Origin of the sequence: Pseudomonas paraveronii (assembly GCF_963681955.1) — a bacterium.
GTDB lineage: Bacteria > Pseudomonadota > Gammaproteobacteria > Pseudomonadales > Pseudomonadaceae > Aquipseudomonas > Aquipseudomonas paraveronii.
This window is the reverse complement of the sequence record NZ_OY817130.1, coordinates 5353634-5376355: the sequence shown is the minus strand read 5'-3', so window position 1 is coordinate 5376355 and position 22722 is coordinate 5353634. Positions and strand designations below refer to the sequence as shown.

General features: G+C 61.1%; 26 protein-coding genes. 14 read left to right on the top strand and 12 right to left on the bottom strand.

What is annotated here, in order from left to right:
- Positions 1-56: 56 nt before the first annotated feature.
- The 4 genes from proB (at position 57) to U5A08_RS24835 (ending at position 3491) form a co-directional block, all read left to right on the top strand.
- Entirely contained in the window at positions 57-1175 is a 1119-nt protein-coding gene (proB, locus tag U5A08_RS24850; protein WP_253400441.1) for a glutamate 5-kinase, read from the top strand.
- Between the two features lie 16 nt (positions 1176-1191).
- A complete protein-coding gene (locus U5A08_RS24845) occupies positions 1192-1656 on the top strand; it encodes a CreA family protein (RefSeq protein ID WP_253398976.1) in 465 nt (154 codons plus the stop codon).
- 101 nt (positions 1657-1757) lie between these two features.
- Positions 1758-2240: a glutathione peroxidase gene (locus tag U5A08_RS24840; RefSeq protein WP_253398974.1), complete on the top strand. Its 483-nt coding sequence runs from the start codon at positions 1758-1760 to the stop codon at positions 2238-2240.
- A 147-nt stretch (positions 2241-2387) separates the two neighbouring features.
- On the top strand, positions 2388-3491 hold the full coding sequence (locus U5A08_RS24835) for an NADH:flavin oxidoreductase (RefSeq protein WP_321848992.1): 1104 nt from the start codon (positions 2388-2390) through the stop codon (positions 3489-3491).
- Positions 3492-3961: 470 nt separating this feature from the next.
- Here U5A08_RS24835 and U5A08_RS24830 read toward each other — a convergent pair whose 3' ends face one another.
- The 3 genes from U5A08_RS24830 to cysZ all read right to left on the bottom strand — a co-directional run bounded on the left by U5A08_RS24830 (position 3962) and on the right by cysZ (position 6840).
- Positions 3962-4603 (bottom strand): chromosomal replication initiator protein DnaA, encoded by a 642-nt coding sequence (locus tag U5A08_RS24830; RefSeq protein ID WP_321848989.1) that lies wholly within the window; start codon positions 4601-4603, stop codon positions 3962-3964.
- 239 nt (positions 4604-4842) lie between these two features.
- The gene (locus tag U5A08_RS24825) at positions 4843-6021 is read right to left on the bottom strand and encodes a glycosyltransferase family 4 protein (protein ID WP_321848987.1); all 1179 of its coding nucleotides are present in this window, start codon (positions 6019-6021) and stop codon (positions 4843-4845) included.
- 54 nt (positions 6022-6075) lie between these two features.
- Entirely contained in the window at positions 6076-6840 is a 765-nt protein-coding gene (gene cysZ / locus U5A08_RS24820; RefSeq protein ID WP_253398960.1) for a sulfate transporter CysZ, read from the bottom strand.
- Positions 6841-7132: 292 nt separating this feature from the next.
- Here cysZ and trxB point away from each other — a divergent pair, with 292 nt between their 5' ends.
- Positions 7133-8089, top strand: coding sequence for a thioredoxin-disulfide reductase (gene trxB / locus U5A08_RS24815; RefSeq protein ID WP_253398954.1), 957 nt, complete (start codon positions 7133-7135; stop codon positions 8087-8089).
- Positions 8090-8298: 209 nt separating this feature from the next.
- Here trxB and U5A08_RS24810 read toward each other — a convergent pair whose 3' ends face one another.
- The 6 genes from U5A08_RS24810 to U5A08_RS24785 are packed head-to-tail and all read right to left on the bottom strand — an operon-like array spanning position 8299 to position 11231.
- A complete protein-coding gene (locus U5A08_RS24810; protein ID WP_321848984.1) occupies positions 8299-8637 on the bottom strand; it encodes a HopJ type III effector protein in 339 nt (112 codons plus the stop codon).
- Positions 8630-8926: a DUF1244 domain-containing protein gene (locus U5A08_RS24805; protein ID WP_253398950.1), complete on the bottom strand. Its 297-nt coding sequence runs from the start codon at positions 8924-8926 to the stop codon at positions 8630-8632. The genes U5A08_RS24810 and U5A08_RS24805 overlap by 8 nt, the downstream gene beginning before the upstream one ends.
- Positions 8927-8948: 22 nt before the next feature.
- Complete coding sequence (gene folX / locus U5A08_RS24800) at positions 8949-9320, bottom strand: dihydroneopterin triphosphate 2'-epimerase (protein ID WP_026140129.1); 372 nt, start codon at positions 9318-9320, stop codon at positions 8949-8951.
- A gap of 2 nt (positions 9321-9322) precedes the next feature.
- Positions 9323-9883 carry a GTP cyclohydrolase I FolE gene (gene folE / locus U5A08_RS24795; protein ID WP_253398948.1) on the bottom strand — a complete coding sequence of 187 codons (561 nt, stop codon included), beginning with the start codon at positions 9881-9883 and terminating at the stop codon, positions 9323-9325.
- 20 nt (positions 9884-9903) lie between these two features.
- A complete protein-coding gene (gene folM, locus U5A08_RS24790) occupies positions 9904-10614 on the bottom strand; it encodes a dihydromonapterin reductase (protein ID WP_253398946.1) in 711 nt (236 codons plus the stop codon).
- Positions 10615-10670: 56 nt separating this feature from the next.
- Positions 10671-11231 carry a putative antibiotic biosynthesis monooxygenase gene (locus tag U5A08_RS24785; protein ID WP_253398944.1) on the bottom strand — a complete coding sequence of 187 codons (561 nt, stop codon included), beginning with the start codon at positions 11229-11231 and terminating at the stop codon, positions 10671-10673.
- Positions 11232-11447: 216 nt separating this feature from the next.
- On the opposite strand from U5A08_RS24785, the gene U5A08_RS24780 reads away from it, so the two are divergent.
- Positions 11448-12392, top strand: a complete 945-nt coding sequence (locus tag U5A08_RS24780) for a MerR family transcriptional regulator (RefSeq protein WP_321848982.1) — start codon at positions 11448-11450, stop codon at positions 12390-12392.
- 2 nt (positions 12393-12394) lie between these two features.
- On the opposite strand, the gene U5A08_RS24775 is transcribed toward U5A08_RS24780, so the two are convergent.
- Entirely contained in the window at positions 12395-13000 is a 606-nt protein-coding gene (locus U5A08_RS24775; RefSeq protein ID WP_321848981.1) for a hypothetical protein, read from the bottom strand.
- Positions 13001-13060: 60 nt separating this feature from the next.
- Positions 13061-13528, bottom strand: a complete 468-nt coding sequence (locus U5A08_RS24770) for a PAS domain S-box protein (protein ID WP_253398932.1) — start codon at positions 13526-13528, stop codon at positions 13061-13063.
- A gap of 128 nt (positions 13529-13656) precedes the next feature.
- On the opposite strand from U5A08_RS24770, the gene U5A08_RS24765 reads away from it, so the two are divergent.
- Positions 13657-14112 carry a flavodoxin gene (locus U5A08_RS24765; RefSeq protein ID WP_253398925.1) on the top strand — a complete coding sequence of 152 codons (456 nt, stop codon included), beginning with the start codon at positions 13657-13659 and terminating at the stop codon, positions 14110-14112.
- Here U5A08_RS24765 and U5A08_RS24760 read toward each other — a convergent pair.
- On the bottom strand, positions 14093-14989 hold the full coding sequence (locus U5A08_RS24760) for a LysR family transcriptional regulator (RefSeq protein ID WP_253398923.1): 897 nt from the start codon (positions 14987-14989) through the stop codon (positions 14093-14095). The genes U5A08_RS24765 and U5A08_RS24760 overlap by 20 nt on opposite strands.
- Positions 14990-15087: 98 nt before the next feature.
- On the opposite strand from U5A08_RS24760, the gene U5A08_RS24755 reads away from it, so the two are divergent.
- The 7 genes from U5A08_RS24755 to U5A08_RS24725 all read left to right on the top strand — a co-directional run bounded on the left by U5A08_RS24755 (position 15088) and on the right by U5A08_RS24725 (position 22672).
- The gene (locus U5A08_RS24755; protein ID WP_321848979.1) at positions 15088-15474 is read left to right on the top strand and encodes a CidA/LrgA family protein; all 387 of its coding nucleotides are present in this window, start codon (positions 15088-15090) and stop codon (positions 15472-15474) included.
- Entirely contained in the window at positions 15464-16150 is a 687-nt protein-coding gene (locus tag U5A08_RS24750) for an LrgB family protein (protein WP_253398919.1), read from the top strand. Before U5A08_RS24755 ends, U5A08_RS24750 begins: the two co-directional genes overlap by 11 nt.
- A gap of 149 nt (positions 16151-16299) precedes the next feature.
- Positions 16300-17082: a class II aldolase/adducin family protein gene (locus tag U5A08_RS24745; protein ID WP_253398917.1), complete on the top strand. Its 783-nt coding sequence runs from the start codon at positions 16300-16302 to the stop codon at positions 17080-17082.
- On the top strand, positions 17082-17984 hold the full coding sequence (locus U5A08_RS24740; RefSeq protein WP_321848976.1) for an alpha/beta fold hydrolase: 903 nt from the start codon (positions 17082-17084) through the stop codon (positions 17982-17984). The genes U5A08_RS24745 and U5A08_RS24740 overlap by 1 nt, the downstream gene beginning before the upstream one ends.
- A gap of 118 nt (positions 17985-18102) precedes the next feature.
- A complete protein-coding gene (locus U5A08_RS24735; protein WP_253398913.1) occupies positions 18103-19014 on the top strand; it encodes an SDR family oxidoreductase in 912 nt (303 codons plus the stop codon).
- A gap of 482 nt (positions 19015-19496) precedes the next feature.
- Positions 19497-21287 (top strand): DUF1302 domain-containing protein, encoded by a 1791-nt coding sequence (locus U5A08_RS24730; RefSeq protein ID WP_253398911.1) that lies wholly within the window; start codon positions 19497-19499, stop codon positions 21285-21287.
- A gap of 26 nt (positions 21288-21313) precedes the next feature.
- Positions 21314-22672, top strand: a complete 1359-nt coding sequence (locus U5A08_RS24725) for a DUF1329 domain-containing protein (protein ID WP_321848975.1) — start codon at positions 21314-21316, stop codon at positions 22670-22672.
- Positions 22673-22722 lie beyond the last annotated feature (50 nt).

The window sequence follows — 22722 nt, the reverse complement described above, 5'->3', positions numbered from 1 at the left end:
ATAACGTTATGGGCGGCGCTGGGTCGCGTCCAGCCCTCTAACCAAGGTTGAAGATGATGCGGAGCAAAGTGGCAGGTGCGCAGCGCTGGGTCGTAAAGATCGGAAGTGCGTTGCTGACGGCAGATGGCAAGGGGCTGGATCGCGCAGCCATGAGCGTGTGGGTCGAGCAGATGGTGGCCTTGCATGAGGCCGGTGTCGAGTTGGTGCTGGTCTCGTCCGGAGCGGTTGCCGCCGGGATGAGCCGCCTCGGCTGGACCGCGCGACCCAGCGCGATGCACGAACTGCAAGCCGCTGCCGCCATCGGCCAGATGGGCCTGGTGCAAGCCTGGGAATCCAGCTTCGCCGAGCACGGCCTTCACACGGCGCAGATCCTGCTGACCCACGACGACCTGTCCGACCGCAAGCGCTACCTCAACGCCCGCAGCACCCTGCGCGCGTTGGTGGAGCTCAAGGCGATCCCGGTGATCAACGAGAACGACACGGTGGTCACCGACGAAATCCGTTTCGGCGACAACGACACCCTGGCCGCCCTGGTGGCCAACCTGGTGGAAGCCGACCTGTTGGTGATCCTCACCGACCGCGACGGTATGTTCGACGCCGACCCGCGCAACAACCCCGACGCCAAATTGATCTACGAAGCCCGCGCCGATGACCCGGCGCTGGATGCGGTGGCTGGCAGTGTCGGCGGGGCCTTGGGCCGTGGCGGCATGCAGACCAAGCTGCGTGCGGCGCGCCTGGCTGCGCGCTCCGGCGCGCACACGATCATCGTCGGCGGACGCCTGGAGCGCGTGCTCGACCGTCTCAAGGCCGGTGAGCGCATCGGTACGCTGCTGTCGCCGGAGCGCGGCATGCTGGCCGCGCGCAAGCAGTGGCTGGCCGGGCATTTGCAGACCCGCGGCACCCTGGTACTCGACGATGGCGCCGTAGCGGCGTTGTCCCAAGGCCACAAGAGCCTGCTGCCGGTGGGCGTCAAGTTGGTGCAGGGCAGCTTCCGCCGTGGCGAGATGGTGGTGTGCGTGGCGCCGGACGGTCGTGAAATCGCCCGTGGCCTGGCCAACTACAGCGCGCTGGAAGCGCAGAAAATCATCGGGCAGTCATCTGATGCGATTGTCGGTCTGTTGGGTTACATGGCGGAACCGGAACTGGTCCACCGCGACAACCTGATCCTGGTTTAAACGAAAGGAATACACGATGCGTGTGATGAAGGGATTGCTCGGCCTGCTGCTGGCCATGCCATTGTTGGCCTCGGCCGAAGAGATCGGCCAGGTGTCGACGGTGTTCAAGTTTGTCGGCCCCAACGACCGGATCGTGGTCGAAGCCTTCGATGACCCCAAGGTCGATGGCGTGACTTGCTACCTGTCGCGTGCCAAGACCGGCGGCGTCAAAGGCGGCCTGGGTTTGGCCGAAGACCGCTCTGAGGCGTCGATTGCCTGTCGTCAGGTCGGTCCGATCCGCTTCAAGGGCGAACTCAAGGATGGCGACGAAGTGTTCAAGGAGCGCACGTCGCTGGTGTTCAAGACCATGCAGGTGGTGCGCTTCCTCGACAAGAAGCGCAATACCCTCGTATACCTGGTCTACAGCGACCGCCTGATCGAGGGCAGCCCGCAGAACGCCGTTACCGCGATTCCGATTTTGCCGTGGTCGACCGCTCAGTGATCCGCAGGCGAGTTTCGTAATCGGCGTCTATGATTGCAGGCTTGCGGGTTGTAATCTCGAAGCGCCGCAATGCAAAGAACATGGGATATCTGGAGTTCGTCATGAGTGCTTTCCACGACCTGAAACTCAAAGCGTTGGACGGACAAGAGCTGCCACTGGCGCCCTTCAAGGGCAAAGTTGTGCTGGTGGTCAACGTGGCCTCCAAATGTGGCTTGACCCCGCAATACGCGGCGTTGGAAAACCTCTATCAGCAGTACAAGGACCAGGGGTTTACCGTGCTTGGCCTGCCGTGCAACCAGTTTGCGGGCCAGGAACCGGGTAGCGAAAAGGAGATCCAGGCGTTCTGCAGCCTCAACTACGGCGTGACCTTTCCGTTGGGTAGCAAACTCGAGGTCAACGGCCCTGAGCGTCATCAGTTGTACCGCTTGTTGGCGGGCGAGGGCGCCGAGTTTCCTGGGGATATCACCTGGAATTTCGAGAAATTCCTGCTGGGTAAAGACGGGCGGGTGCTTGCGCGTTTCTCGCCGCGAACGGCACCGGACGATCCGGCCGTCGTCCAGGCCATCGTAAAAGCCCTGAGCTGATCCCCTAACCTGTAGGCGCGAGCCAGCTCGCGCCTACAGGTGTCCGGCATTTCTAAGCCTTAATCACCCTGATCAATAGTGCTACTCAGCGCGCTGCACTCGCCATATTATTGACATCATAAAAACCGTCTTTCGTGGAGTGTTGCCATGCCTGTTCAAGCTTTGTTCAAACCGTTCCACCTCGGCGCGCTGCAACTGTCGAGTCGTGTGGTCATGGCGCCGATGACCCGTTCGTTTTCCCCGGGCGGTGTACCCAATTCCAAGGTCATCGAGTACTACCGCCGCCGTGCCGCTGCCAGCGTGGGCCTGATCATCACCGAAGGCACCGTGGTCGATCACCCGGCGTCCAACGGCTATCCCAACGTCCCGCACTTCTACGGTGAAGCGGCGTTGGCCGGTTGGAAGAAAGTGGTCGATGCGGTGCATGCCGAAGGCGGCAAGATCGTCCCGCAGTTGTGGCATGTGGGCAGCGTGCGTCGTATCGGCACTGAGCCGGATGCCAGCGTACCGGCCTACGGCCCGATGGAAAAACTCAAGGATGGCAACGTGGTCGTCCATGGCATGACCCATCAGGACATCAAGGACGTGATTGCCGCCTTCGCCCAGGCGGCCAAGGACGCCCAGCGCATCGGCATGGACGGCGTGGAAATCCATGGCGCCCATGGCTATCTGGTGGACCAGTTCTTCTGGGAAGGCAGCAACCAGCGCACCGACGAATATGGCGGCAGCCTGGCCAACCGTTCGCGCTTTGCCATCGAACTGATCCAGGCCACCCGCGCCGCTGTAGGCCCGGATTTTCCGATCATCTTGCGTTTTTCCCAGTGGAAGCAGCAGGACTACACCGCGCGCCTGGTGCAAACCCCCGAGGCCTTGGGTGAGTTTCTTAAGCCGCTGTCCGACGCTGGTGTGGATATTTTCCACTGTTCCACTCGCCGTTTCTGGGAGCCGGAGTTCGAAGGTTCCGACCTCAACCTGGCCGGTTGGACCCGCCAGCTCACCGGTAAACCGACCATCACCGTCGGCAGCGTCGGCCTGGATGGCGAGTTCCTGCAGTTTATGGTCAACACTGACAAGGTTGCGCAACCGGCCAGTCTGGAGAAGCTGCTGGAGCGCTTGAACAACGATGAGTTCGATCTGGTCGCCGTCGGCCGTGCTCTGCTGGTGGACCCGGACTGGGCGGTGAAGGTGCGCGAACACCGCGAGGGCGACATCCTGCCGTTCAGTCGTGAGGCGTTGACGACCCTGGTGTAACGGGCTGGGCTCCCGGCGGTTGCCACCGGGAGCTGTTTAGCTGGAGCGTTCAATACTCTACTGATTTGCGCAGCTCTTGGCGGTGATCGGTCTTGTGCCCGTCTTGGCGCGCAGCCTGGTCATAAGTGGGCGGTGCTGCCCGAGACTGATCCAGCCATTGTTGCTGACGCGTCCACTCTGCGGTTGGCATGTTGATGCCATTGCGCACTCCCATTCCGTAAATTGCCATATATCAGGGTCTCCATTGATCGAAAGGACCTGCGTTAGCCGCAGGTATCAGTGATTGGTAATCCACCGTTGGCCGTTCCAGCGGGAAATATCGAGTAAACCTTGCGCAGCCTATGGCAATCGCTGTGCAACACAGTCCGCAAGGTCGGACGGGAGGCCGGGTATGCAGCGCCCGGCCTCCCGCCGGTTTTCAGCACGTTAGGTTTTTCAAGGCCTATTGTCTTGTTGTTGGCCGATCCGGATTAAGCGTAATAGGCATCCTCCGCCCGTTCGGAATGGGCCGCCGCATGTTGCGTGGTGGCGTAGGATGTTTGACCGTCATGTGTTGGCGGGCGGTCAGTGAACTGCGGGCGATAGCCGCCGCCATTGTGCGGACGTTCCCATTGATTCTGCGGCGGCTGCCAGTTGTTTTCCGGGCGTGCGGGTTGCGGGCGATAGCCGCCGTTGTGCGGAGGGCGTTGCCAGTCGTTCTGCGGCGGTTGCCAGTTGTTTTCCGGGCGTGCGGGTTGCGGGCGATGGCCGCCGTTGTGCGGAGGGCGTTGCCAGTCGTTCTGCGGCGGTTGCCAGTTGTTTTCCGGGCGCGTGGGTTGCGGGCGATGGCCGCCGTTGTGCGGCGGGCGTTGCCAGTCGTTTCCAGGGCGCGCGGGTTGTGGGCGATTCCATGCGTTTTCCGGGCGAGTAGGTTGCGGTCGTTGCCAATGGTTGCCCGGGCGTGACGGCTGTGGGCGGTTCCAGCCGTGGTTCGCGTTATAGGGCTGTTGGAGTGATGGCCGCCCGTGATCGTTCTGAGCGCTTGCGGATGGGCAGGTGTCTGCGGCCCCTTGAGTGGGCGTGTTGAAAGGTTGGAATCGCAGCGCCATTGATCCATTTATGAGTGTCGACATAATGCTCTCTATTAATGTTTCATCATGAATGACCTGCCTTTTTTGAGTGTGTCCACAAGCAGACACCCCTCCTATGGCAGGTGTCATGTAGGTGGCGATAAATCGCACGACGTTCCGGAAATATCCTGTTGTGGCGTGCCGATTCCGATGGCTTCAGGTAAAAAATCCTAAAGTTGAAGCCGTTATTCAGGGGGAAGTCTGGAGGGAAGGCGAACTAGCTGACGTTATTCGCAGATCGTTCAACGAACATAAGGCAGCGTTGGAGCGGCCAAAGGTTCCCCGCACACATCGCGTAACTGGTTCTCGAATTGCTCGATAATCGCTGACCAGCCCTGGCGACTGGCATGCCGGCGCGCATTGAGACGGGCTCTGCGCAAATGCTCACGGTCTTCCAGCAGCCAATTGGCCGCATCGCAGAACGCGTCCTCATCGCCGGGCATCGCCAGCACGCCGTTGTAGCCATGGCGGATATGCTGGGTCGCGGCCGCCTGGTCGTATGCCACCACCGCGAGCCCGGCGGCCATCGCTTCCAACACCACATTGCCGAAGGTTTCGGTCAGGCTGGGGAACAGGAACAGGTCTCCCGAGGCGTAGTATCGCGCCAGTTCTTCGCCGCGTCGGGTGCCGCAGAATATGGCGTTCGGCAGGTCATGCTCCAGCAGCGCACGCTGTGGCCCGTCGCCGACGACGATCAGTTGCAGGCGACGCTGTGGATAAGTACTGCGCAGGGCATCGAAGCAACGCTTGAGCACGCCCAGGTTCTTTTCCTGAGCCAGGCGCCCGACGTGCAGCACCGCAATATCGTCATTGCCCAGGCCCCAGCTCTCGCGCAAGGCGTTATCGCGCTTGGACGGGTGGAATAGCTGACTGTCCACCCCGCGCGACAACATCCCCAGGCGCTCGAAATGCCGGCGCTCCAGTTCCAGGCGCTGGCTGGCGCTGGGCACCAGGGTCAAAGTGGAGCGGTTATGAAACCAGCGCAGGTAGTGCGTGACCACGCGGCTCAACAGGCTCATACCGTACTGGTTCGAGTACTGCTGGAAATTGGTGTGAAAGCCGCTGACCACGCTGATCCCCAGGCGACGCGCTGCGCGTAGCGCCGACAACCCGAGCGGTCCTTCTGTGGCGATGTACAGCACGTCCGGGCGTTGGCGTGTCCAGCGGCGCAGCAGCTTGTGCATCGACGACTGGCCCCATTGCAGGCCCGGATACCCCGGCAACGGCCAGCCGCGACACAGCAGCAATTCGTTGTCGCTGGGCCGGCTCTGGTCAATGCCCTGGCGTGGGCGCACCAGTTCGACCTGATGGCCGCGCGCGCGCAAACCCTCGCACAGGCGAGCCAGTGTATTGGCCACCCCGTTGATCTCTGGCGGGAAGGTTTCGGTAATCAGGGTGATGTGAAGCGAAGCTGTCGTCATGACCCACAGTGTCGCTGTGGGCTGTGTCGTCGATGTGTCATACAGATGATGGATTTATGACTTGACCACTTTGGACACCGCCATCGCCTCGGCCCCCTGCTCGCGCACCCAGAACAACGTCGCCCCGGCCACCGCCGCCGGCATCATCAGCAGGTTGACCACCGGCACCAGCAGCACCAGGTAGACGCTGCCGCCGAAGCTCATGCTCTGCCAGCGTTTCTGGCGCAGCCAGGCGAGCATTTCGTTCCAGCCCAGTTTGTGGTTGTCGGCCGGGTAGTCGATGTATTGGATCGCCATCATCCACACGCCGAAGAGCAGCCACAACGGCGCGGCGATCAGGTTGACCACCGGAATGAACGACAGGATAAACAAGCCGATGGCCCGTGGCAGGAAATAGCCCAGCTTGCGCATCTCCCGCGCCAGGGTGCGTGGGACCATGGCCACCAGCTCGGCCCAACTGAACGATGGGAAATCATCGGTGCCACGCACCACCACTTCAACTTTTTCCGCGAGAAAACCGTTGAACGGCGCGGCGATGATATTGGCGAGCATGGTAAAGGTGAAAAACACCATCAATACCACCAGCACCACGAACAGCGGCCACAGGATATAGCTGAGGAAACTCAGCCAGCCGGGCAGCGTCGGCATCAGGGTGTCGACCCACAGGCTGAACTGATGGCCGGCGAAATAGATCAGGCCGACGAACAGCACCAGGTTGATCGCCAGCGGCAGCAGCACAAACAGGCGCAGGCCAGGGCTCAACACCAGTTTGAGGCCTTCACGCAGGTATTGCGGACCGGAAAGAACAGGGGCAGGCATGGAGAACTCCGAGCAGGATGACGAACGCGCCGACCTTACCGACTTTGCATTCCAGGCGAAAGCGCGGCCCGTGTGACGACATCAACGGTAACAAAGGCGTCGATTAATTGGGGCGACTGCATAGAGACCGCCTATGAGCTGGATTGTTATTCCGTATTTCCTTAATCTTGCCCCCCTCTATACGCTGCACCCATTATTTTCAGGATCTGCGAGTTCAAGCCTTCCCCAAGTGCTTCGCGGTCCTTTTTTATTCCAGCCGCCTTGTTGTCCGGGCGGTCGACAGGAGTGAGTCATGTCTGATACCCGTCATTCGCGAGTGATTATTCTCGGTTCCGGCCCTGCCGGTTACAGCGCTGCCGTCTACGCTGCCCGAGCCAACCTCAAGCCACTGCTGATCACCGGCATGCAGGCGGGCGGTCAGTTGACCACCACCACCGAAGTCGACAACTGGCCGGGCGACGTCCACGGTCTGACCGGCCCGGTGCTGATGGAGCGTATGAAAGAACACGCCGAGCGCTTCGAAACCGAGATCGTGTTTGACCACATCAACCAGGTCGACTTCTCGAAAAAGCCTTACAGCCTGACCGGCGACAGCGGCGTCTACACCTGTGACGCGCTGATCATCGCGACCGGCGCCAGCGCCCGTTACCTGGGCCTGCCGTCGGAAGAAACGTTCATGGGCAAGGGTGTATCCGCCTGCGCGACGTGCGACGGTTTCTTCTACCGCAACAAGCCGGTCGCCGTGGTCGGCGGTGGCAACACGGCCGTGGAAGAGGCGCTGTACCTGGCCAACATCGCCAGCACCGTGACCCTGATTCACCGTCGCGAGACCTTCCGCGCCGAGAAGATCCTGATCGACAAGCTGCACGCGCGTGTCGCTGAAGGCAAGATCATCCTCAAGCTCAACGCCACCCTGGATGAAGTCCTCGGCGACAACATGGGCGTGACCGGTGCGCGCCTGAAAAACAACGACGGCAGCTTCGACGAGCTGACAGTCGACGGCGTGTTCATCGCCATCGGCCACACCCCGAACACTTCGTTGTTCGAAGGCGTGCTGGATGCCAAGGACGGTTACCTGGTAGTGCAGGGCGGTCGCGAAGGCAATGCCACGGCGACCAACATCGAAGGCATCTTCGCGGCCGGTGACGTGGCTGACCACGTGTACCGCCAGGCCATCACCTCGGCCGGCGCCGGTTGCATGGCGGCCCTGGATGCCGAGCGGTACCTGGACGGTATGCAGAACGCTTAGGGCTGAACCCGCTGAAATGAAAAAACCGGCGAAAGCCGGTTTTCTATGCGCGGGATTTGATGATCCATCGCTATCTCGATTTGGTAATCCAGTCACTGTGGGAGCTGGCTTGCCTGCGATAGCGGTGTGTCAGCCAACGTCTATGCAGGATTTACCGCCGCCATCGCAGGCAAGCCAGCTCCCACATTAAATCGGGTTTGCACGTTGGATCAGCGGCGAGTCAGAGGTTGCTGGTCAAACTTCACACCTGCCAAACCGTGCTCGATCAACGCCCGAATATTGCCATGGTCACTGCCCTCAGGCGTGGCGACCACCGAACGGTAATGCTCGCCAAACGCCAACAAGGCGTGCTGGTCGCTCAAGCCTTCCAGCAAGGCCAGGCCCAGGGTCTTGCACGAGCCTTCGTTCTGCCCTGCGGCGTTGTCCACGGTGCCGTTGGTGAAGGCTTGTGGCTGGTAGTCGTAACCGGCGGCGACAAAGGCCAGGGTGTCGGCGAAGAGATGTTCGCCGCTGTCGAGGCTGGCGCGCAGGGTGTTCAGGTCAGTCATGGGGTTTTCCTTTGGCGAACGCCGCGTGTTGTTCGGCGCTGGCTTCTTGCTGGTATTGGGTTTTCCACTCGGCATACGGCATGCCGTACACCACTTCACGGGCGTCATCGAGGCTCAGCTCGATCTGGCGCTCGTCGGCCTCGGCCTTGTACCACTTGGACAGGCAGTTGCGGCAGAAGCCGGCGAGGTTCATCAGGTCGATATTCTGCACATCCTTGCGGCTGTCCAGGTGTGCGACCAGCCGCCGAAAGGCGGCGGCTTCGAGTTCGAGGCGTTGTTGATCGGTCATAGGTTTCACGCAAATCCAGGGGTTAGCGGCTGGCCGCCAGGGTAATCGAAACCGATTCGGCAAAGCGCAGCGCGTGGGGCTTGTCCACTTCGACTTCGGCGTACAGCACTGACTCGTTGCTCATCACCAGGTCCAGCAGTTCCTGGGTCAGGCGCTCCAGCAGGGCGAAGCGGTTGCCTTCGACGTGGGCGATGATCGCCTTGGTGATGGTGCGGTAATTCAAGGCGTGGTCGATATCGTTGTCGCGCACGGCGTCCTGGGCGGCATACAGGATGGTCAGGTTGATCAGCACATCCTGCTTGTTGAGGATTTCATCCTCGTTGATGCCGATATAGGTGCGCAGGCACAGGTCCTTGACCCGGATGCGCGCCATGCCTGGTTGAAGTTGTGGCATTGCTACTTGCTCCGTCCAATCAGTTGCAGGAACTCCATGCGCGTGGTGTTCGACTCGCGGAACGCGCCGAGCATCACCGAGGTGTTCATGGTTGAATTCTGTTTTTCCACGCCGCGCATCATCATGCACATGTGCTTGGCTTCGATCACCACCGCCACACCGGAAGCCTGGGTCACGTCCTGGATGGCGTCGGCGATTTGCCGCGTGAGGTTTTCCTGGATCTGCAGGCGCCGCGCAAACATGTCGACGATGCGCGCCAGCTTCGACAGGCCCAGCACTTTGCCGGTCGGAATATAGGCCACATGGGCCTTGCCGATAAAGGGCAGCAGGTGGTGTTCGCACAGCGAGTACAGCTCGATGTCCTTGAGGATCACCATCTCGTCATTGTCGGAGGCGAACAGCGCACCGTTGACGATTTCTTCGAGGTTTTGCGCGTAGCCATGACACAGGTATTGCATGGCTTTGGCGGCACGCTTGGGGGTGTCGAGCAGGCCTTCGCGTTCCGGGTCTTCACCCAGGCCTTTAAGGATCTCGCGATAGTGGTGGGGCAGGGATAAGGTCATATAACATCCTCACAAACGGCTTACTTGATATGCCGCCCACCGTTGACGGTCAGGGTGGTACCGGTGACGTAGGGGTTGTCCAGCAGGTAACGCAGACTCTGGTAGATCACTTCGGGCCCGGGCTCGATGCCCAGTGCCGACTTCGCCAGCACCTGGGTACGGTAGGCCGCGTCGTCGCCTTCGTTGAACATCACCATCGCCGGGGCGATGCCGTTGACTTTGATCAGCGGCGCAAACTGCGCGGCAAACGACAGCGTGAGGCTGTCGAGCCCGGCCTTGGTGGCGCAGTAGGCGATGTGCTGGCGGCTGCCCTTGCGCACCACATCATCGCTGATATGCACGATGTCGGCAGGTGAAGAGCGGTGCAGCAAGGGTGAACAATGCAGGTTGATCAGGTACGGCGCAAGCATGTGTACGCTGAACATGTCGGTAAAGGCACGGCTTTCGTCACCCGGGGTTTCGGCGATCCAGGCCGAGGCGTTATGGATGATCGCGCGCAGGCGTTGGGTGTGGCGCTGCAGCTCGGTGATAAACGCGAGAATCCCGGCTTCGCTGGAGAAGTCGGCAAACACGCCGATCGCGCCACGCTCGCGCAGGGCCTGCACGCCGGGGCGTTCGCTGCGATAGCTGAAAATCACCGAGTGGCCCTCGTCCAGCAGGCGTTCGGCACAATGCAGGCCGACGCGCTGGCCGGCGCCGGTGATCAGGATCGGGGCGTTCGTTGCAGTCATGGGAGGCTCAAGTCGCTGGCAGGCTCAAAGCATACCAGTGACGAGCCGCCCTGTACTCACGCCGCGGCTTCGCTGGCCTTGGCCCGTGGCGGCGAAGGGTGCAACCAGTTGGCCAGCAGGTGGGTCGAGAGTGGAATGAACAAGTAGACCATCAGTGGTGTGAGCGCCAGGGTGCTGACCAGAACGCGGCTGAACAGGTCCAGCCCGCTGAGCAGTGGCCCCAGGCCGAAGTTGAACAGCAACGACACCGGGAAAAACGCCAACCAGATCGCCACCGCCTGTTTCCAGCGCGGCGGCCGTGAACCTGCGGCACCGAACCAGCCATCGATGCCGCGCACGCGATGCTCGGACGGGTCGGCAAACAGCTCGCTGCCACGGCTCAGCCACGCGCTGCGTGACGCGGAAAATTCCCAGGCATGCAGGGTTTTTTCGTCGGCGAAACGGAAAATAATCTGAAATTCATCATCTAGGGGCGGCGGTGCGAGGACGCCGGAGCCCAGGTAGCCGGGGAAGTCAGTGGCCAGTCGCTCGCCTTCGCGTAGCCAGGCCATCAACTCTTCGTAGCGGCCCTTGGCCACGCGGCGCGCAACCATCAGGGTGACGGGTGAGGTAGACATTGTGTATCTCCAAATAGACGGGTGCGCTGAACCGGGTAGGTGGCACACAGACGACGCTGCGGGGGTGTTGCAGCGACGCTTTTTCGGTAAGCAAGGATTATTCCTGTTTTGCAGAAATACACCAGCGGCATCGGTCCGATAGGTACACACCTTGATATACATCTCGGTAAAAGCGTTAAATGGGACTCACTTTTAAACGGACGTTCATGACCTCTGATGCCCGAAATCACTGCACCTATTCGCGAATCCTCCGCCACCAGCCCTGCCGATTCCGATGAGTTGTTTCCGATTCGTGACGTTTCGAGATTGACGGGCATCAACCCGGTCACCCTGCGTGCCTGGGAGCGGCGTTACGGCCTGATTCAACCCACGCGCACCGAAAGTGGGCATCGCCTGTACTCCAAAGCCGATATTCAAACGGTTCATCGCATTGTCGATTGGATCGAACGTGGCGTGGCCGTGAGCAAAGTGGGCAAGATCCTCGCGCGTGACGATCAGCAGGCCGCTGCCGTGCGTGCCGAGGAAGGTGAATGGTCGCAATGGCAGGCGCGTTTGATGCTGGCCGTGAGTGCGTTCGATGATCGTCAACTCGAGCAGCTGTACAATCAGGTGATCGCCACCTACCCGCTCAACGTGGCGTTCCAGGACATCCTGATGCCTCTTTGGAACGACCTGTTGCGTCATCAGGGCCGCTTCGGCCAAGCCAGTGAATGGCTGTTCTTCGATAACTTCCTGCGGGTGCGGGCATTGCTGCGTTTGCACCTGGCGTGTGCGTCGGCGGCGCCACGGGTGTTGCTTGCGGCCATTCCCGGCGAGTGCCGCAAATTGGAGTTGCTGGTGGCGGGGCTGTTGATCGGTCGCGACGATCTGGCCGTGAAGGTGCTGGGGATGGGCCAGCCTTTCGATGAATTGACGCTGGTGTGTGAAAAGATGCAACCCGAGGCGCTGGTGCTCTTCTCCAATCACTCACACAATCAGGCGCTGGCGAGCCGCTTGAATCGCCTGGCGTTGACCCTGGATTGCCCGTTGTTTCTTGCCGGTGCGGCGTCGGACCTGGCCGAGGAAGACCTGGCAGGCTCCACCGTCGGTTGCCTGGGCAATGAAGGGCGCTTGATGCAATGCCGCTTGCAGCAATTTCTCCGCGGTAACCTGGATACCTGAAGTCAGGCGTGCATCTGTGGATGCATCAAGCGGTGCTGGTGCAGGATGAATTGACGCAGGCGCTCGGTTTCATCCGCATCGCCTTGGCCCAGGCGATAGGCAAACAAGCCCCGCGCGGTTTCCCGCTCCAGCGTGCCGCGTATCGCGATGCGTTCATAACCGGAAGGGCTGAACCACAGGGCAAAGGTTTTCGGCGCCTTGATCCGGCCACGAATTTCCACCAGCACGCCCTTGAACGACACCTCATGCACCCACAGCGCACTGGGGTTGCCCCTGACATTTTCCAGCGCCACCGGCGCTTCAAGTGCCAGGCGCCACGGACGAATCATCGGCCCGTCTTCAAAAATGCTCGGTACGCCCAGGCGTAAATGTACGGCATGAAACTCGTCTTCCTCCAAGTGCAGCGGGAAGGTGAGTTGCTGGTTATCGAAGTGCGCCTGGAGGGTGACGTGATCGTGGGCAGCCAGCCGCGTGAGCAAGTCGCGAAGCTGGGAACTGCCGTTGACGGTCAGGCTTGACGAGGTATCCCGCAGGTTGAGCTGGGGGTTGTGCTGCATGTTACGAATGAAATCCAACTCATCCTGAGTCAGAAGCGCGTCGCGTTGCATTGATCTTGCTCAATCGGGAGGGTGTTAAAACGCCATTATCCGCTCTAATGAGCGCATTTTCTAAGTTTTGTTAGATCCGCTCGTCGCCTTGACCGCTGCCAGCTCGGCCTTGACCTGCGCCAACTCCGCCTCCAATTGCGCGACGCGCTGCTGGGCCTTGACCTGCAAGGTCACGTCCTTTTGCACACCGACGAAATAGGTCTGCTTGTCGGCATGGTTGTACACCGTTGAAAGCGACAGTTCGTTCCAGAAATGGCTGCCGTCCTTGCGATAGTTGCGCAGGATTTCCCGGCAGGTACCGCCGTTGTCCAGTGCTTCACGAATGGCCATCAGCGCCGGTTGATCACGGTCGCCGGACTGCAGAAAGCGGCAGTCTTGGTACAGGACGTCGTCCAGGGTGTAGCCGGTCAGTCGCTCGAACGCCGGGTTGACGTAGATCAGCGGTTTGTCCTTGCCTTCCCGTTCGGCGACAACAATACCGTCGTTGGAAGCGTTGACGACCATTTGCAGCAGCTTGGCGTTAATCATTGCGCGGTCCCTGGCGTGTTCTTTAACTGGCAGTTTATGGCAAGTCTTGAATGTTGCACGGTGTGTGCCGAAATATTTGCCCCAACTGGTAATATCCCAGGCTTTCGCTCAATGACAGGATCAGATTGATGAAAGTCGCCATCCTTTCCGGCTCGGTGTACGGCACGGCTGAAGAAGTCGCCCGCCACGCTGCCGACATCCTTAACGCGGCCGGCTTCGAGGCCTGGCACAACCCGCGCGCGAGCCTGGCGGACGTGCTGGCCTTCGCCCCGCAGGCTTTGCTGGCGGTGACCTCCACCACCGGCATGGGAGAACTACCGGACAACCTGCAACCGCTGTATTCGAACATTCGCGACCAGTTGCCCGCGGCCTGGCGCGGTTTGCCGGGCGCGGTCATCGGCCTGGGCGACGCCAGCTACGGCGATACCTTCTGCGCCGGCGGTGAGCACATGCGTGAGCTGTTCAGCGAGTTGGGCGTGCGCGAAGTGCGGCCGATGCTGCGTCTGGACGCCAGCGAAAGCGTCAACCCGGAAACCGACGCCGAACCCTGGTTGGCCGAGCTGGTCACTGCACTGCGCGGCTGACCGGGAACTCCCGCAGCAACGCCAGCCAGGCCTGGGCGGCTTTCGACAGATAGGCGCCCTCACGCCAGATGAACGCAATGTCCCAGCGCAGGTAGTCGGGCGCCTTCAGCGTGAGGCGTACCACCCCGGGCCGCACCAGCCCACGGGCGACCACGCTGGGCAACAGCACCACGCCTTGACCGGCCGCGACCAGGGCCGCGAGAAAATCCGCCTGGCCGCTGCGGCCTCCTTCCTTCGGCGTAAAGCCCACCCGCTGACACGCCTGCAGCAAGCGGTCGTTCAAGACAAAGCTGCGCTGATACATCAGGAACGGAGTGTTCGCCAACTCCTCCAGGCGCACCTGGGCGTTCTGCGCCAAGGGATGGCTCATCGGCAGCAAGGCATCCAGCGGTTCATCGCAGAAGGCTTGCCAGGCGAATGCCGGGTCGCTGGGCTTCAAGCTGCCACCGACTTCCAGCTCGCCGCTCAAAATCGCCTGCTCGATACTGCGACTGCCACCCTCCAATAACTGGATGGTGACGTTCGGATAGCGCCGGCGGTACTCGGCGAACAGCTCGGCAAACAGCGTATCGCCGCCCAGCTGCGGCAAGCCCAGGCGCAACTCGCCACGGGTCAGGTGCTGCATATCATCCAGCTCACTGAGCAACTCGTGCTGCAGGCGCAGCATGGCTTCGGCGCGTTGTAGGACGACCTGGCCGGCGGCGGTCAGGCGGATCTGCGAGCCGATGCGATCGAGCAACGGTGTGCCCAGGCTGTGTTCCAGCTGTGCGACCTGTTTGCTCACGGCGGACTGGCTGATGTGCAGGGTTTTCCCGGCCTGGGTAAAACCGCCGCGGTGGATGACTTCGACAAAACTGCGCAGCTGTTTGAATTCCATGGGCACGATTCCAGTTTGGAATAGTTGGCAGTCTAACAATTCGCTGTGGGGATGGAAGGGGGCTCTCTAAAATGGAGGCCTACGAGGACCCAAAGCCCATGAAACGTTTCAGCTTCAAACGCGTCGGCCGTCTGCTGACTGAATTGGTCGTACTGCTGGCCATCTACCAGCTCGGTACTCAACTGGTGGCCTGGTTGGCGTGGCCCATCCCCGGTGGCGTGATGGGCCTGGGCCTGTTGCTGGCGACCTTCGCCACCGGCCTGGTCAAGCCGGCGGCCCTGCAATTGGGGGCGGGCGTGTTGATGGCGGAAATGTTGTTGTTCTTTATTCCGGCCTTGATGAGCCTGTTGGACTACGGCAGCCTGGTGCGCAATGACGGTTGGCGCATTCTGCTGGTGATCGGCTTCAGCACCCTGGCGGTCATGCTGGTGACGGCCTTCACCGTGGAAATAGTGTGTCGCTGGAAGGTGCGCCATGAAGCTTGAGCTGATGCCGGTGTTCTGGCTGGCCCTGACCCTGGGCGCCTATATCTTCAGCCGCTGGATCTACCGTCGGACCGGGCGCTACCTGTTGTCGCCGCTGATCCTGGTGCCCGCGCTGCTGCTCGCGGTGGCCGTGCCGATGCACACCGCCTATGCCGAATACGCCCGCGACACCCATTGGTTGATGCTGGTGCTGGGCCCGGTGACCGTGGCGTTTGCGGTGCCGATCTGGCAACAGCGACGTTTGCTGGCGCGGTATTGGTCGGCCTTGCTGCTGGGCATGGTGGCCGGCAGCGCGGCGTCCATCGGCACCTCGTTCGGTTTGGCCAAGGCGCTGGCGCTGGACAGTGCGGTGACGATGTCCCTGGTGCCGCGTTCAATCACCACACCGTTTGCCATGCCGATGTCTTCCGACCTGGGCGGTGTGCCGGAACTGACGGCCGTGTTCGTGATGTTCACCGGCGTGTTCGGCGCCTTGCTCGGTGGGGTGCTGCTCAAGTGGCTGCCGCTGCGCACCCCCTTGGCGCGCGGGGCATTGTTTGGGGTGGGCGCGCACGGCGCAGGCGTGAGCCGGGCCCATGAAGTGGGCGGTGAAGAGGGCTCTGTCGCGGGCCTGGTGATGGTGTTGACGGGGCTGCTCAACCTGTTTGCGGCGCCTTTGTTGGCGGCACTTCTCTGACGCGACTTGGACAGATTTAAACTATTCTCATGGCTGACTCGTGCGGCCATCAAGCTGGCTGCGAAGGCAACTACCTGCGCCACGACGTCTGACTACACTGACCTTTCACTTAAAAAATAATAAGAAAGTGCGTCAAGGAGGTCGTTGCCGTGAGCCTAGCCCCCGTTGTATCGCCACAGAATGTCAAAGATCAGGTCAGCGCCGCCGAATGGCAGACCCGCGTCGATCTGGCTGCGTGCTATCGCCTGGTCGCCCTGCACGGCTGGGATGATCTGATTTTCACGCATATTTCGGCCAAGGTGCCGGGCACCGATGATTTCCTGATCAACCCTTATGGGCTGATGTTCCACGAGATCACGGCGTCGAGCCTGGTCAAGGTTGACCAGGCCGGCAACAAGCGGATGGACAGCCCTTACGACATCAACCCGGCCGGCTACACCATCCACAGCGCCATCCACGAAGTGCGCCACGACGTGGTGTGCGTGCTGCATACCCATACGGCGGCGGGGGTTGCCGTGTCTGCGCAGAAGCAGGGCGTATTGCCCATCAGCCAGCAGTCCTTGTTCGTGTTGTCCAGCCTGGCCTATCACGCGTATGAAGGCGTGGCGCTGAATCACGAAGAAAAAGCGCGCTTGCAGGCCGACCTTGGCGAAAACAATTTTCTGATGCTGCACAACCATGGCCTGCTGACCTGCGGCGGGACGATTGCCGACACCTTCCTGATGATGTTCACCTTTCAGCGTGCCTGTGATATCCAAGTGCTTGCGCAAAACGGCGCGGCTGAATTGATCACCATCGACCCGCAGATTCTCGCTGGGGCCAGGGCGATGGTGGCGGCTGTCACAAAGAGCGCCCAAGGTATGGGAGGCGCGCTGGCCTGGCCGGCGTTGCTGCGTAAATTGGACCTGCAAGATCCGGGGTATAAAAATTGATGCCTCTCGCCGAGATTCCGCTCAGGGCCTGGCGCAAGTGCGGCCAGAGTTTCGTTTTCCGTGGCCGCACCATTCGGTATTGGGTGGCCGGGCAGGGCGAGCCGCTGCTGCTGATCCATGGCTTCCCGACCGCCAGTTGGGACTGGCATTACCTGTGGCAGCCCCTGGCCCAGCGCAATCTGGTGATCGCCTGCGACATGCTCGGGTTTGGCGATTCGGCCAAGCCGCTGGACCACGACTATTGCCTGTTGGAACAGGCCGATTTGCAACAGGCGCTGCTCGACCACCTGCGTGTGCGACAACCGGTGCATGTGCTGGCCCATGATTACGGGGACAGCGTCGCCCAGGAATTATTGGCGCGGCATCACGAGGGCGGTTTTCAGATGGCCAGTTGTGTGTTCCTCAATGGCGGGCTGTTCCCCGAAACCCATCGCCTGGTGCTGGTGCAGAAATTGCTGCTCAGCCCCTTGGGCTGGATGATCGGTCGCGCATTTGGGCGCAATGCCTTGTCCGACAGTTTCAGCCAGATTTTCGGCGCGCAGACCCGTCCCAGTGAGAGCGCCCTCGATGATTTCTGGAGTCTGATCAACTGCAATGACGGGCCGCGCATCCTGCATAAACTGATCAACTACATTCCCCAGCGCCGTCGCCTGCGTGAGCGTTGGGTGGGCGCCCTGCAGCGTGGCGACGTACCGCTGCGGGTGATCGACGGCGAGTTCGACCCGATTTCCGGCGCCCACATGGTCGAGCGTTACCGCCAGTTGGTGCCCCACGCCGACACGGTATTGCTGGCCAATATCGGCCACTACCCGCAGATCGAAGCGCCGGTGCAGGTGCTCAAGCATTACCTGGAGTTTCGACAGCGGATCGTGCAGGTGGCGCCGCGCATGGCCTATTCCTGAAACAGGCAATCATCCTTCAGCCTTATCGCGCACCATTCAGCCCTGGCCGTATTTATTGTGACCGCAGGCCCTGTGCCTGACACTCGACCCATTCCCATTGTCGCCATTGGAGTTCGGTATGAGTGAGTCAGTGCAGTTCCAGGATAAGGTCGTGATCGTCACCGGTGCCGGCGGCGGGTTGGGCCGGGCCCATGCGCTGCTGTTCGCCAGCCACGGGGCCAAAGTGCTGGTCAACGATCTCGGTGGTTCCACCCAGGGCGAAGGCGCCAATGCGTCGGCGGCCGACCGTGTGGTCGCACAAATCCGCGAGGCTGGCGGCATTGCCGAAGCCAACCATGATTCCGTCACCGATGGCGAGAAAATCGTACAGAACGCCCTGGACGCTTTCGGGCGTATCGACGTGGTGGTGAACAACGCCGGCATCCTGCGCGACAAGACTTTCCACAAAATGGACGACAGCGACTGGGACTTGGTTTACCGGGTGCATGTCGAAGGTGCTTACAAAGTCACCCGCGCCGCCTGGCCCCATCTGCGTGAGCAAAGCTATGGTCGGGTGATCTTCACTGCGTCCACGTCGGGCATCTACGGCAACTTCGGGCAGTCCAACTACGGCATGGCCAAGCTCGGCCTGTATGGCTTGACCCGCACCCTGGCGCTGGAAGGGCGCAAGAACAACATCCTGGTCAACGCCATCGCCCCCACCGGCGGCACACGCATGACTGAAGGTCTGATCCCGCCGCAGGTGTTCGAGCGCCTCAAGCCGGAACTGGTCAGCCCGCTGGTGGTGTACCTCGGCAGCGAGGCGTGCCAGGAAACCTCAGGCTTGTTTGAAGTGGGCGGCGGCTGGATCGGCAAGACCCGCTGGGAACGCAGCCTCGGCGTGGGCTTCGACCCGCAGGCCGGGTTCACGCCGGATGACGTGGCCGCGCACTGGCAACAGATCTGTGACTTCGACGGTGCGGTGCATCCCAAGGACACGATTGAGGCTTTGAAGGAGATGATGGCCAATTTGCAGAAGTTCAGCCTCTGATCATTGCTAGATGCACCATGAATACTGCGGGGCGCTGATGGCGCCCCGCTTTTTTTCAGGCATAAAAAAGGCCGCTGCAAAGCAGCGGCCGAAGTAAGACGTTGGATCAAGGAGCGACAGACTCAACGTCAGTGAACACTGGTAACAGATTGAATATATTAGCCAATCCGTCGAATTTCAGCTTTTCTCCCGAAGGTGGAAGCGGGCCATTTGCCCTGAAAGCCAGGCAAGAATAGAGGGTTGTAACAAAATGAGTAATAGCGGTTCGTGACAAGGACTGTTACTGATATGGAAACAGTTCCCTCGGCGCTATCCACCGGCCTGATAACCCGCCATCCACAGGCTGCATGCCCGTGCGCAGAGCCGCGCCAGAGCGGCTGTTAATCCTTTCGAGCGACAACACGAATACCTCCTTGGTGCGCTTATCGCTCCCGAAGGGCGGCAGTAGGGTGGGGCCTTCTGTCACTCACCGGGGAAGACGCATGACAAAAACAACAATGCGCGCCATCTTCACGCCGCAGGCGCTGGCCACTGCGGTTGCGTTGGGATGCTGTGCCCAGGCGCAGGCTGTTTCGTTCAACATCGGCGAGATCGAAGGGCAATTCGATTCCTCGCTGTCGGTCGGCGCCAGTTGGGGCATGCGCGATGCCGACAAGAAGCTGGTGGGCGTGTCCAATGGCGGCACGGGGCAGGCTTCCACCGGGGATGATGGGCGACTGAACTTCAAGAAGGGCGAGACCTTCTCCAAGATCTTCAAAGGCATCCACGACCTGGAACTCAAGTACGGCGACAGCGGCGTATTCGTGCGCGGCAAGTACTGGTACGACTTCGAGCTGCAGGACGAAGACCGCGAGTTCAAGCAGATCAGCAATCACCATCGCGACGAAGGCGCGCGCTCCTCCGGTTACGAGCTGCTGGATGCGTTCGTCTATCACAACTATTCCATCGCCGACCGGCCGGGCAACGTGCGCGTCGGCAAGCAGGTGGTGAGTTGGGGCGAGAGTACGTTTATCGGTAACTCCATCAACAGCATCAACCCCATCGACGTATCGGCCTTCCGTCGCCCCGGCGCCGAGATCAAGGAAGGGCTGATACCGGTCAATATGCTGTTCGCCTCCCAGAGCCTGACCAACCAACTGACGGTAGAAGGCTTCTACCAGTTGAACTGGGAAAACACCGTGCTGGATAACTGCGGCACGTTCTTTGGTGGCGACGTGGCGGCCCATGGTTGCAACGGTAACTACACGGTCGGCAGCCCGGCGATTGCGCCGTTGCAACCGGTGGCCGCAGCGTTCGGCCAGGGCTTTGAGGTCACGCGTGAAGGCGTCGTGGTGCAGCGCGCCAAGGACCGTGATGCCCGCGATGGCGGCCAGTTCGGCGCGGCCTTGCGCTGGCTGGGCGACGACACCGAGTACGGCCTGTACTTCATGAACTACCACAGCCGCACGCCGACCGTCGGCACCCTCACGGCCAACACCAACCTGGCCACCATCGGGAGCATCGTCAACACCGCCAACGCCATTGCGCCGGGCACCGGCTCGGCCCTGGCCCAAAGCACCATGCTTGGCCGTGGCCAGTACTATCTCGATTACCCGGAAGATATTCGCCTGTACGGTGCGAGCTTCTCCACCACCTTGCCCACCGGCACGGCCTGGACCGGGGAAATCAGTTACCGCCCGAATGCGCCGGTGCAACTCAATACCACTGACCTGACCCTGGCCCTGATCAACCCGATTGCCGGCAATACCGCGTCGCCGATCCGCAGCTCGTTTGGCGCCGACAACGCCGGTTACCGGCGCAAGGAAATCACCCAGATCCAGAGCACCATGACCCAGTTCTTCGACCAGGTCCTGGGTGCCGAACGCCTGACCCTGGTGGGTGAGGCCGCCTTCGTCCACGTCGGCGGGCTGGAAGCGAAAAGCAAACTGCGCTACGGCCGCGACTCGGTCTACGGCGCCTACGGTTTCGGTGGCGACACCGACGGTTTCGTCACGGCTAATTCCTGGGGTTATCGCGCCCGCGCCATCCTCGACTATAACAACGTGTTTGCCGGGGTGAACCTCAAGCCCAACCTGTCCTGGTCCCATGACGTCAACGGTTACGGCCCCAACGGCTTGTTCAACCAGGGGGCCAAGGCGATCAGCGTCGGTGTCGATGCGGACTACCGCAACACCTACACCGCCAGCCTGAACTACACCGACTTTTTTGGTGGCGACTACAACACCCTGACCGACCGCGACTTCCTCGCCCTCAGCGTCGGCGTGAACTTCTGATTTGGCTTAAAGAAGGACAAGACTCTATGCGTAAGTTGATTGCTGTGATGGCCCTGAGCGTGTTGGCCGCCAACGTCATGGCGGCCGTGTCGCCCGAAGAAGCCGCCAAGCTCGGCAGCAGCCTGACCCCGGTCGGCGCGGAAAAAGCCGGCAACGCCGACGGCTCGATCCCGGCCTGGACCGGTGGCATTCCGAAAAATGCCGGCGCGGTGGACAGCAAGGGCTTCCTCGCCGACCCGTTCGCCAGTGAAAAACCGCTGTTCGTGATCACCGCCGCGACGGTCGACAAGTACAAGGACAAACTCTCCGACGGCCAGGTGGCAATGTTCAAGCGCTACCCGGAGACCTACAAGATCCCGGTGTACCCGAGCCACCGCACGGTCAACCTGCCGCCGGATATCTACGAGTCGATCAAGCGCAGCGCGCTGAACGTGCATGCGATCAACGACGGCAACGGCCTGGAGAACTTCACCGGCAACCGCTACTACGCCTTCCCGATTCCCAAGAATGGCGTGGAGGTGTTGTGGAACCACATCACCCGTTACCACGGCGGTAACCTGCGGCGCATCATCACCCAGGCGACCCCGCAAACGAACGGCAGCTACACGCCGATCCGCTTTGAAGAAGAAGTCGCGGTGCCGCAGGCGATCCCGGACATCGACGCGGCCAAGGCCGCCAACGTGCTGAGTTTCTTCAAGCAATCGGTAACGGCCCCGGCGCGGTTGGCGGGCAACGTGCTGCTGGTCCACGAGACCCTCGACCAGGTCAAAGAACCGCGCCTGGCCTGGATCTACAACGCCGGCCAGCGCCGTGTGCGCCGGGCGCCGCAAGTGTCCTACGACGGTCCGGGCACCGCGTCCGACGGCCTGCGTACCACGGATAACTTCGACATGTTCTCCGGCGCCCCCGATCGCTATGACTGGAAGCTGGTGGGCAAGAAAGAGATGTACATCCCCTACAACAGCTACAAACTCGATTCGCCGAGCCTCAAGTACGACGACATCATCAAGGCCGGGCATATCAACCAGGACTTGACCCGCTATGAGCTGCACCGCGTGTGGGAAGTGGTCGGCACCGTCAAACCGAGCGAACGGCACATCTATGCCAAGCGCCACATATACATCGACGAAGACAGCTGGCAGGTCGCGCTGGTGGATCACTACGACGGCCGTGGCCAACTGTGGCGTGTCGCCGAAGGCCATGCGCAGTTCTACTACGACCACCAGGTGCCGGCCTACACCGTGGAAACCCTGTACGACCTCATCGCCGGACGTTACATCGCCCTGGGTATGAAGAACGAGGAGAAGAGCAGTTTTGTGTTCGGGTTTGCGGCCAAGGCGGCGGACTACACGCCAGCGGCGTTGAGGGCTTCGGGCGTGCGCTGATGCGTTGGGACGTGCGCTGATGCGTGTTTGAAATGCAATCCCAATGTGGG

Excerpts from the sequence above, each read along its gene's own strand:
- proB (WP_253400441.1), top strand. The coding sequence starts at position 57 with ATGCGGAGCAAAGTGGCAGGTGCGCAGCGCTGGGTCGTAAAGATCGGA.
- U5A08_RS24845 (WP_253398976.1), top strand. The coding sequence starts at position 1,192 with ATGCGTGTGATGAAGGGATTGCTCGGCCTGCTGCTGGCCATGCCATTG.
- U5A08_RS24840 (WP_253398974.1), top strand. The coding sequence starts at position 1,758 with ATGAGTGCTTTCCACGACCTGAAACTCAAAGCGTTGGACGGACAAGAG.
- U5A08_RS24835 (WP_321848992.1), top strand. The coding sequence starts at position 2,388 with ATGCCTGTTCAAGCTTTGTTCAAACCGTTCCACCTCGGCGCGCTGCAA.
- U5A08_RS24830 (WP_321848989.1), bottom strand. The coding sequence starts at position 4,603 with ATGTCGACACTCATAAATGGATCAATGGCGCTGCGATTCCAACCTTTC.
- U5A08_RS24825 (WP_321848987.1), bottom strand. The coding sequence starts at position 6,021 with ATGACGACAGCTTCGCTTCACATCACCCTGATTACCGAAACCTTCCCG.
- cysZ (WP_253398960.1), bottom strand. The coding sequence starts at position 6,840 with ATGCCTGCCCCTGTTCTTTCCGGTCCGCAATACCTGCGTGAAGGCCTC.
- trxB (WP_253398954.1), top strand. The coding sequence starts at position 7,133 with ATGTCTGATACCCGTCATTCGCGAGTGATTATTCTCGGTTCCGGCCCT.
- U5A08_RS24810 (WP_321848984.1), bottom strand. The coding sequence starts at position 8,637 with ATGACTGACCTGAACACCCTGCGCGCCAGCCTCGACAGCGGCGAACAT.
- U5A08_RS24805 (WP_253398950.1), bottom strand. The coding sequence starts at position 8,926 with ATGACCGATCAACAACGCCTCGAACTCGAAGCCGCCGCCTTTCGGCGG.
- folX (WP_026140129.1), bottom strand. The coding sequence starts at position 9,320 with ATGCCACAACTTCAACCAGGCATGGCGCGCATCCGGGTCAAGGACCTG.
- folE (WP_253398948.1), bottom strand. The coding sequence starts at position 9,883 with ATGACCTTATCCCTGCCCCACCACTATCGCGAGATCCTTAAAGGCCTG.
- folM (WP_253398946.1), bottom strand. The coding sequence starts at position 10,614 with ATGACTGCAACGAACGCCCCGATCCTGATCACCGGCGCCGGCCAGCGC.
- U5A08_RS24785 (WP_253398944.1), bottom strand. The coding sequence starts at position 11,231 with ATGTCTACCTCACCCGTCACCCTGATGGTTGCGCGCCGCGTGGCCAAG.
- U5A08_RS24780 (WP_321848982.1), top strand. The coding sequence starts at position 11,448 with ATGCCCGAAATCACTGCACCTATTCGCGAATCCTCCGCCACCAGCCCT.
- U5A08_RS24775 (WP_321848981.1), bottom strand. The coding sequence starts at position 13,000 with ATGCAACGCGACGCGCTTCTGACTCAGGATGAGTTGGATTTCATTCGT.
- U5A08_RS24770 (WP_253398932.1), bottom strand. The coding sequence starts at position 13,528 with ATGATTAACGCCAAGCTGCTGCAAATGGTCGTCAACGCTTCCAACGAC.
- U5A08_RS24765 (WP_253398925.1), top strand. The coding sequence starts at position 13,657 with ATGAAAGTCGCCATCCTTTCCGGCTCGGTGTACGGCACGGCTGAAGAA.
- U5A08_RS24760 (WP_253398923.1), bottom strand. The coding sequence starts at position 14,989 with ATGGAATTCAAACAGCTGCGCAGTTTTGTCGAAGTCATCCACCGCGGC.
- U5A08_RS24755 (WP_321848979.1), top strand. The coding sequence starts at position 15,088 with ATGAAACGTTTCAGCTTCAAACGCGTCGGCCGTCTGCTGACTGAATTG.
- U5A08_RS24750 (WP_253398919.1), top strand. The coding sequence starts at position 15,464 with ATGAAGCTTGAGCTGATGCCGGTGTTCTGGCTGGCCCTGACCCTGGGC.
- U5A08_RS24740 (WP_321848976.1), top strand. The coding sequence starts at position 17,082 with ATGCCTCTCGCCGAGATTCCGCTCAGGGCCTGGCGCAAGTGCGGCCAG.
- U5A08_RS24735 (WP_253398913.1), top strand. The coding sequence starts at position 18,103 with ATGAGTGAGTCAGTGCAGTTCCAGGATAAGGTCGTGATCGTCACCGGT.
- U5A08_RS24730 (WP_253398911.1), top strand. The coding sequence starts at position 19,497 with ATGACAAAAACAACAATGCGCGCCATCTTCACGCCGCAGGCGCTGGCC.
- U5A08_RS24725 (WP_321848975.1), top strand. The coding sequence starts at position 21,314 with ATGCGTAAGTTGATTGCTGTGATGGCCCTGAGCGTGTTGGCCGCCAAC.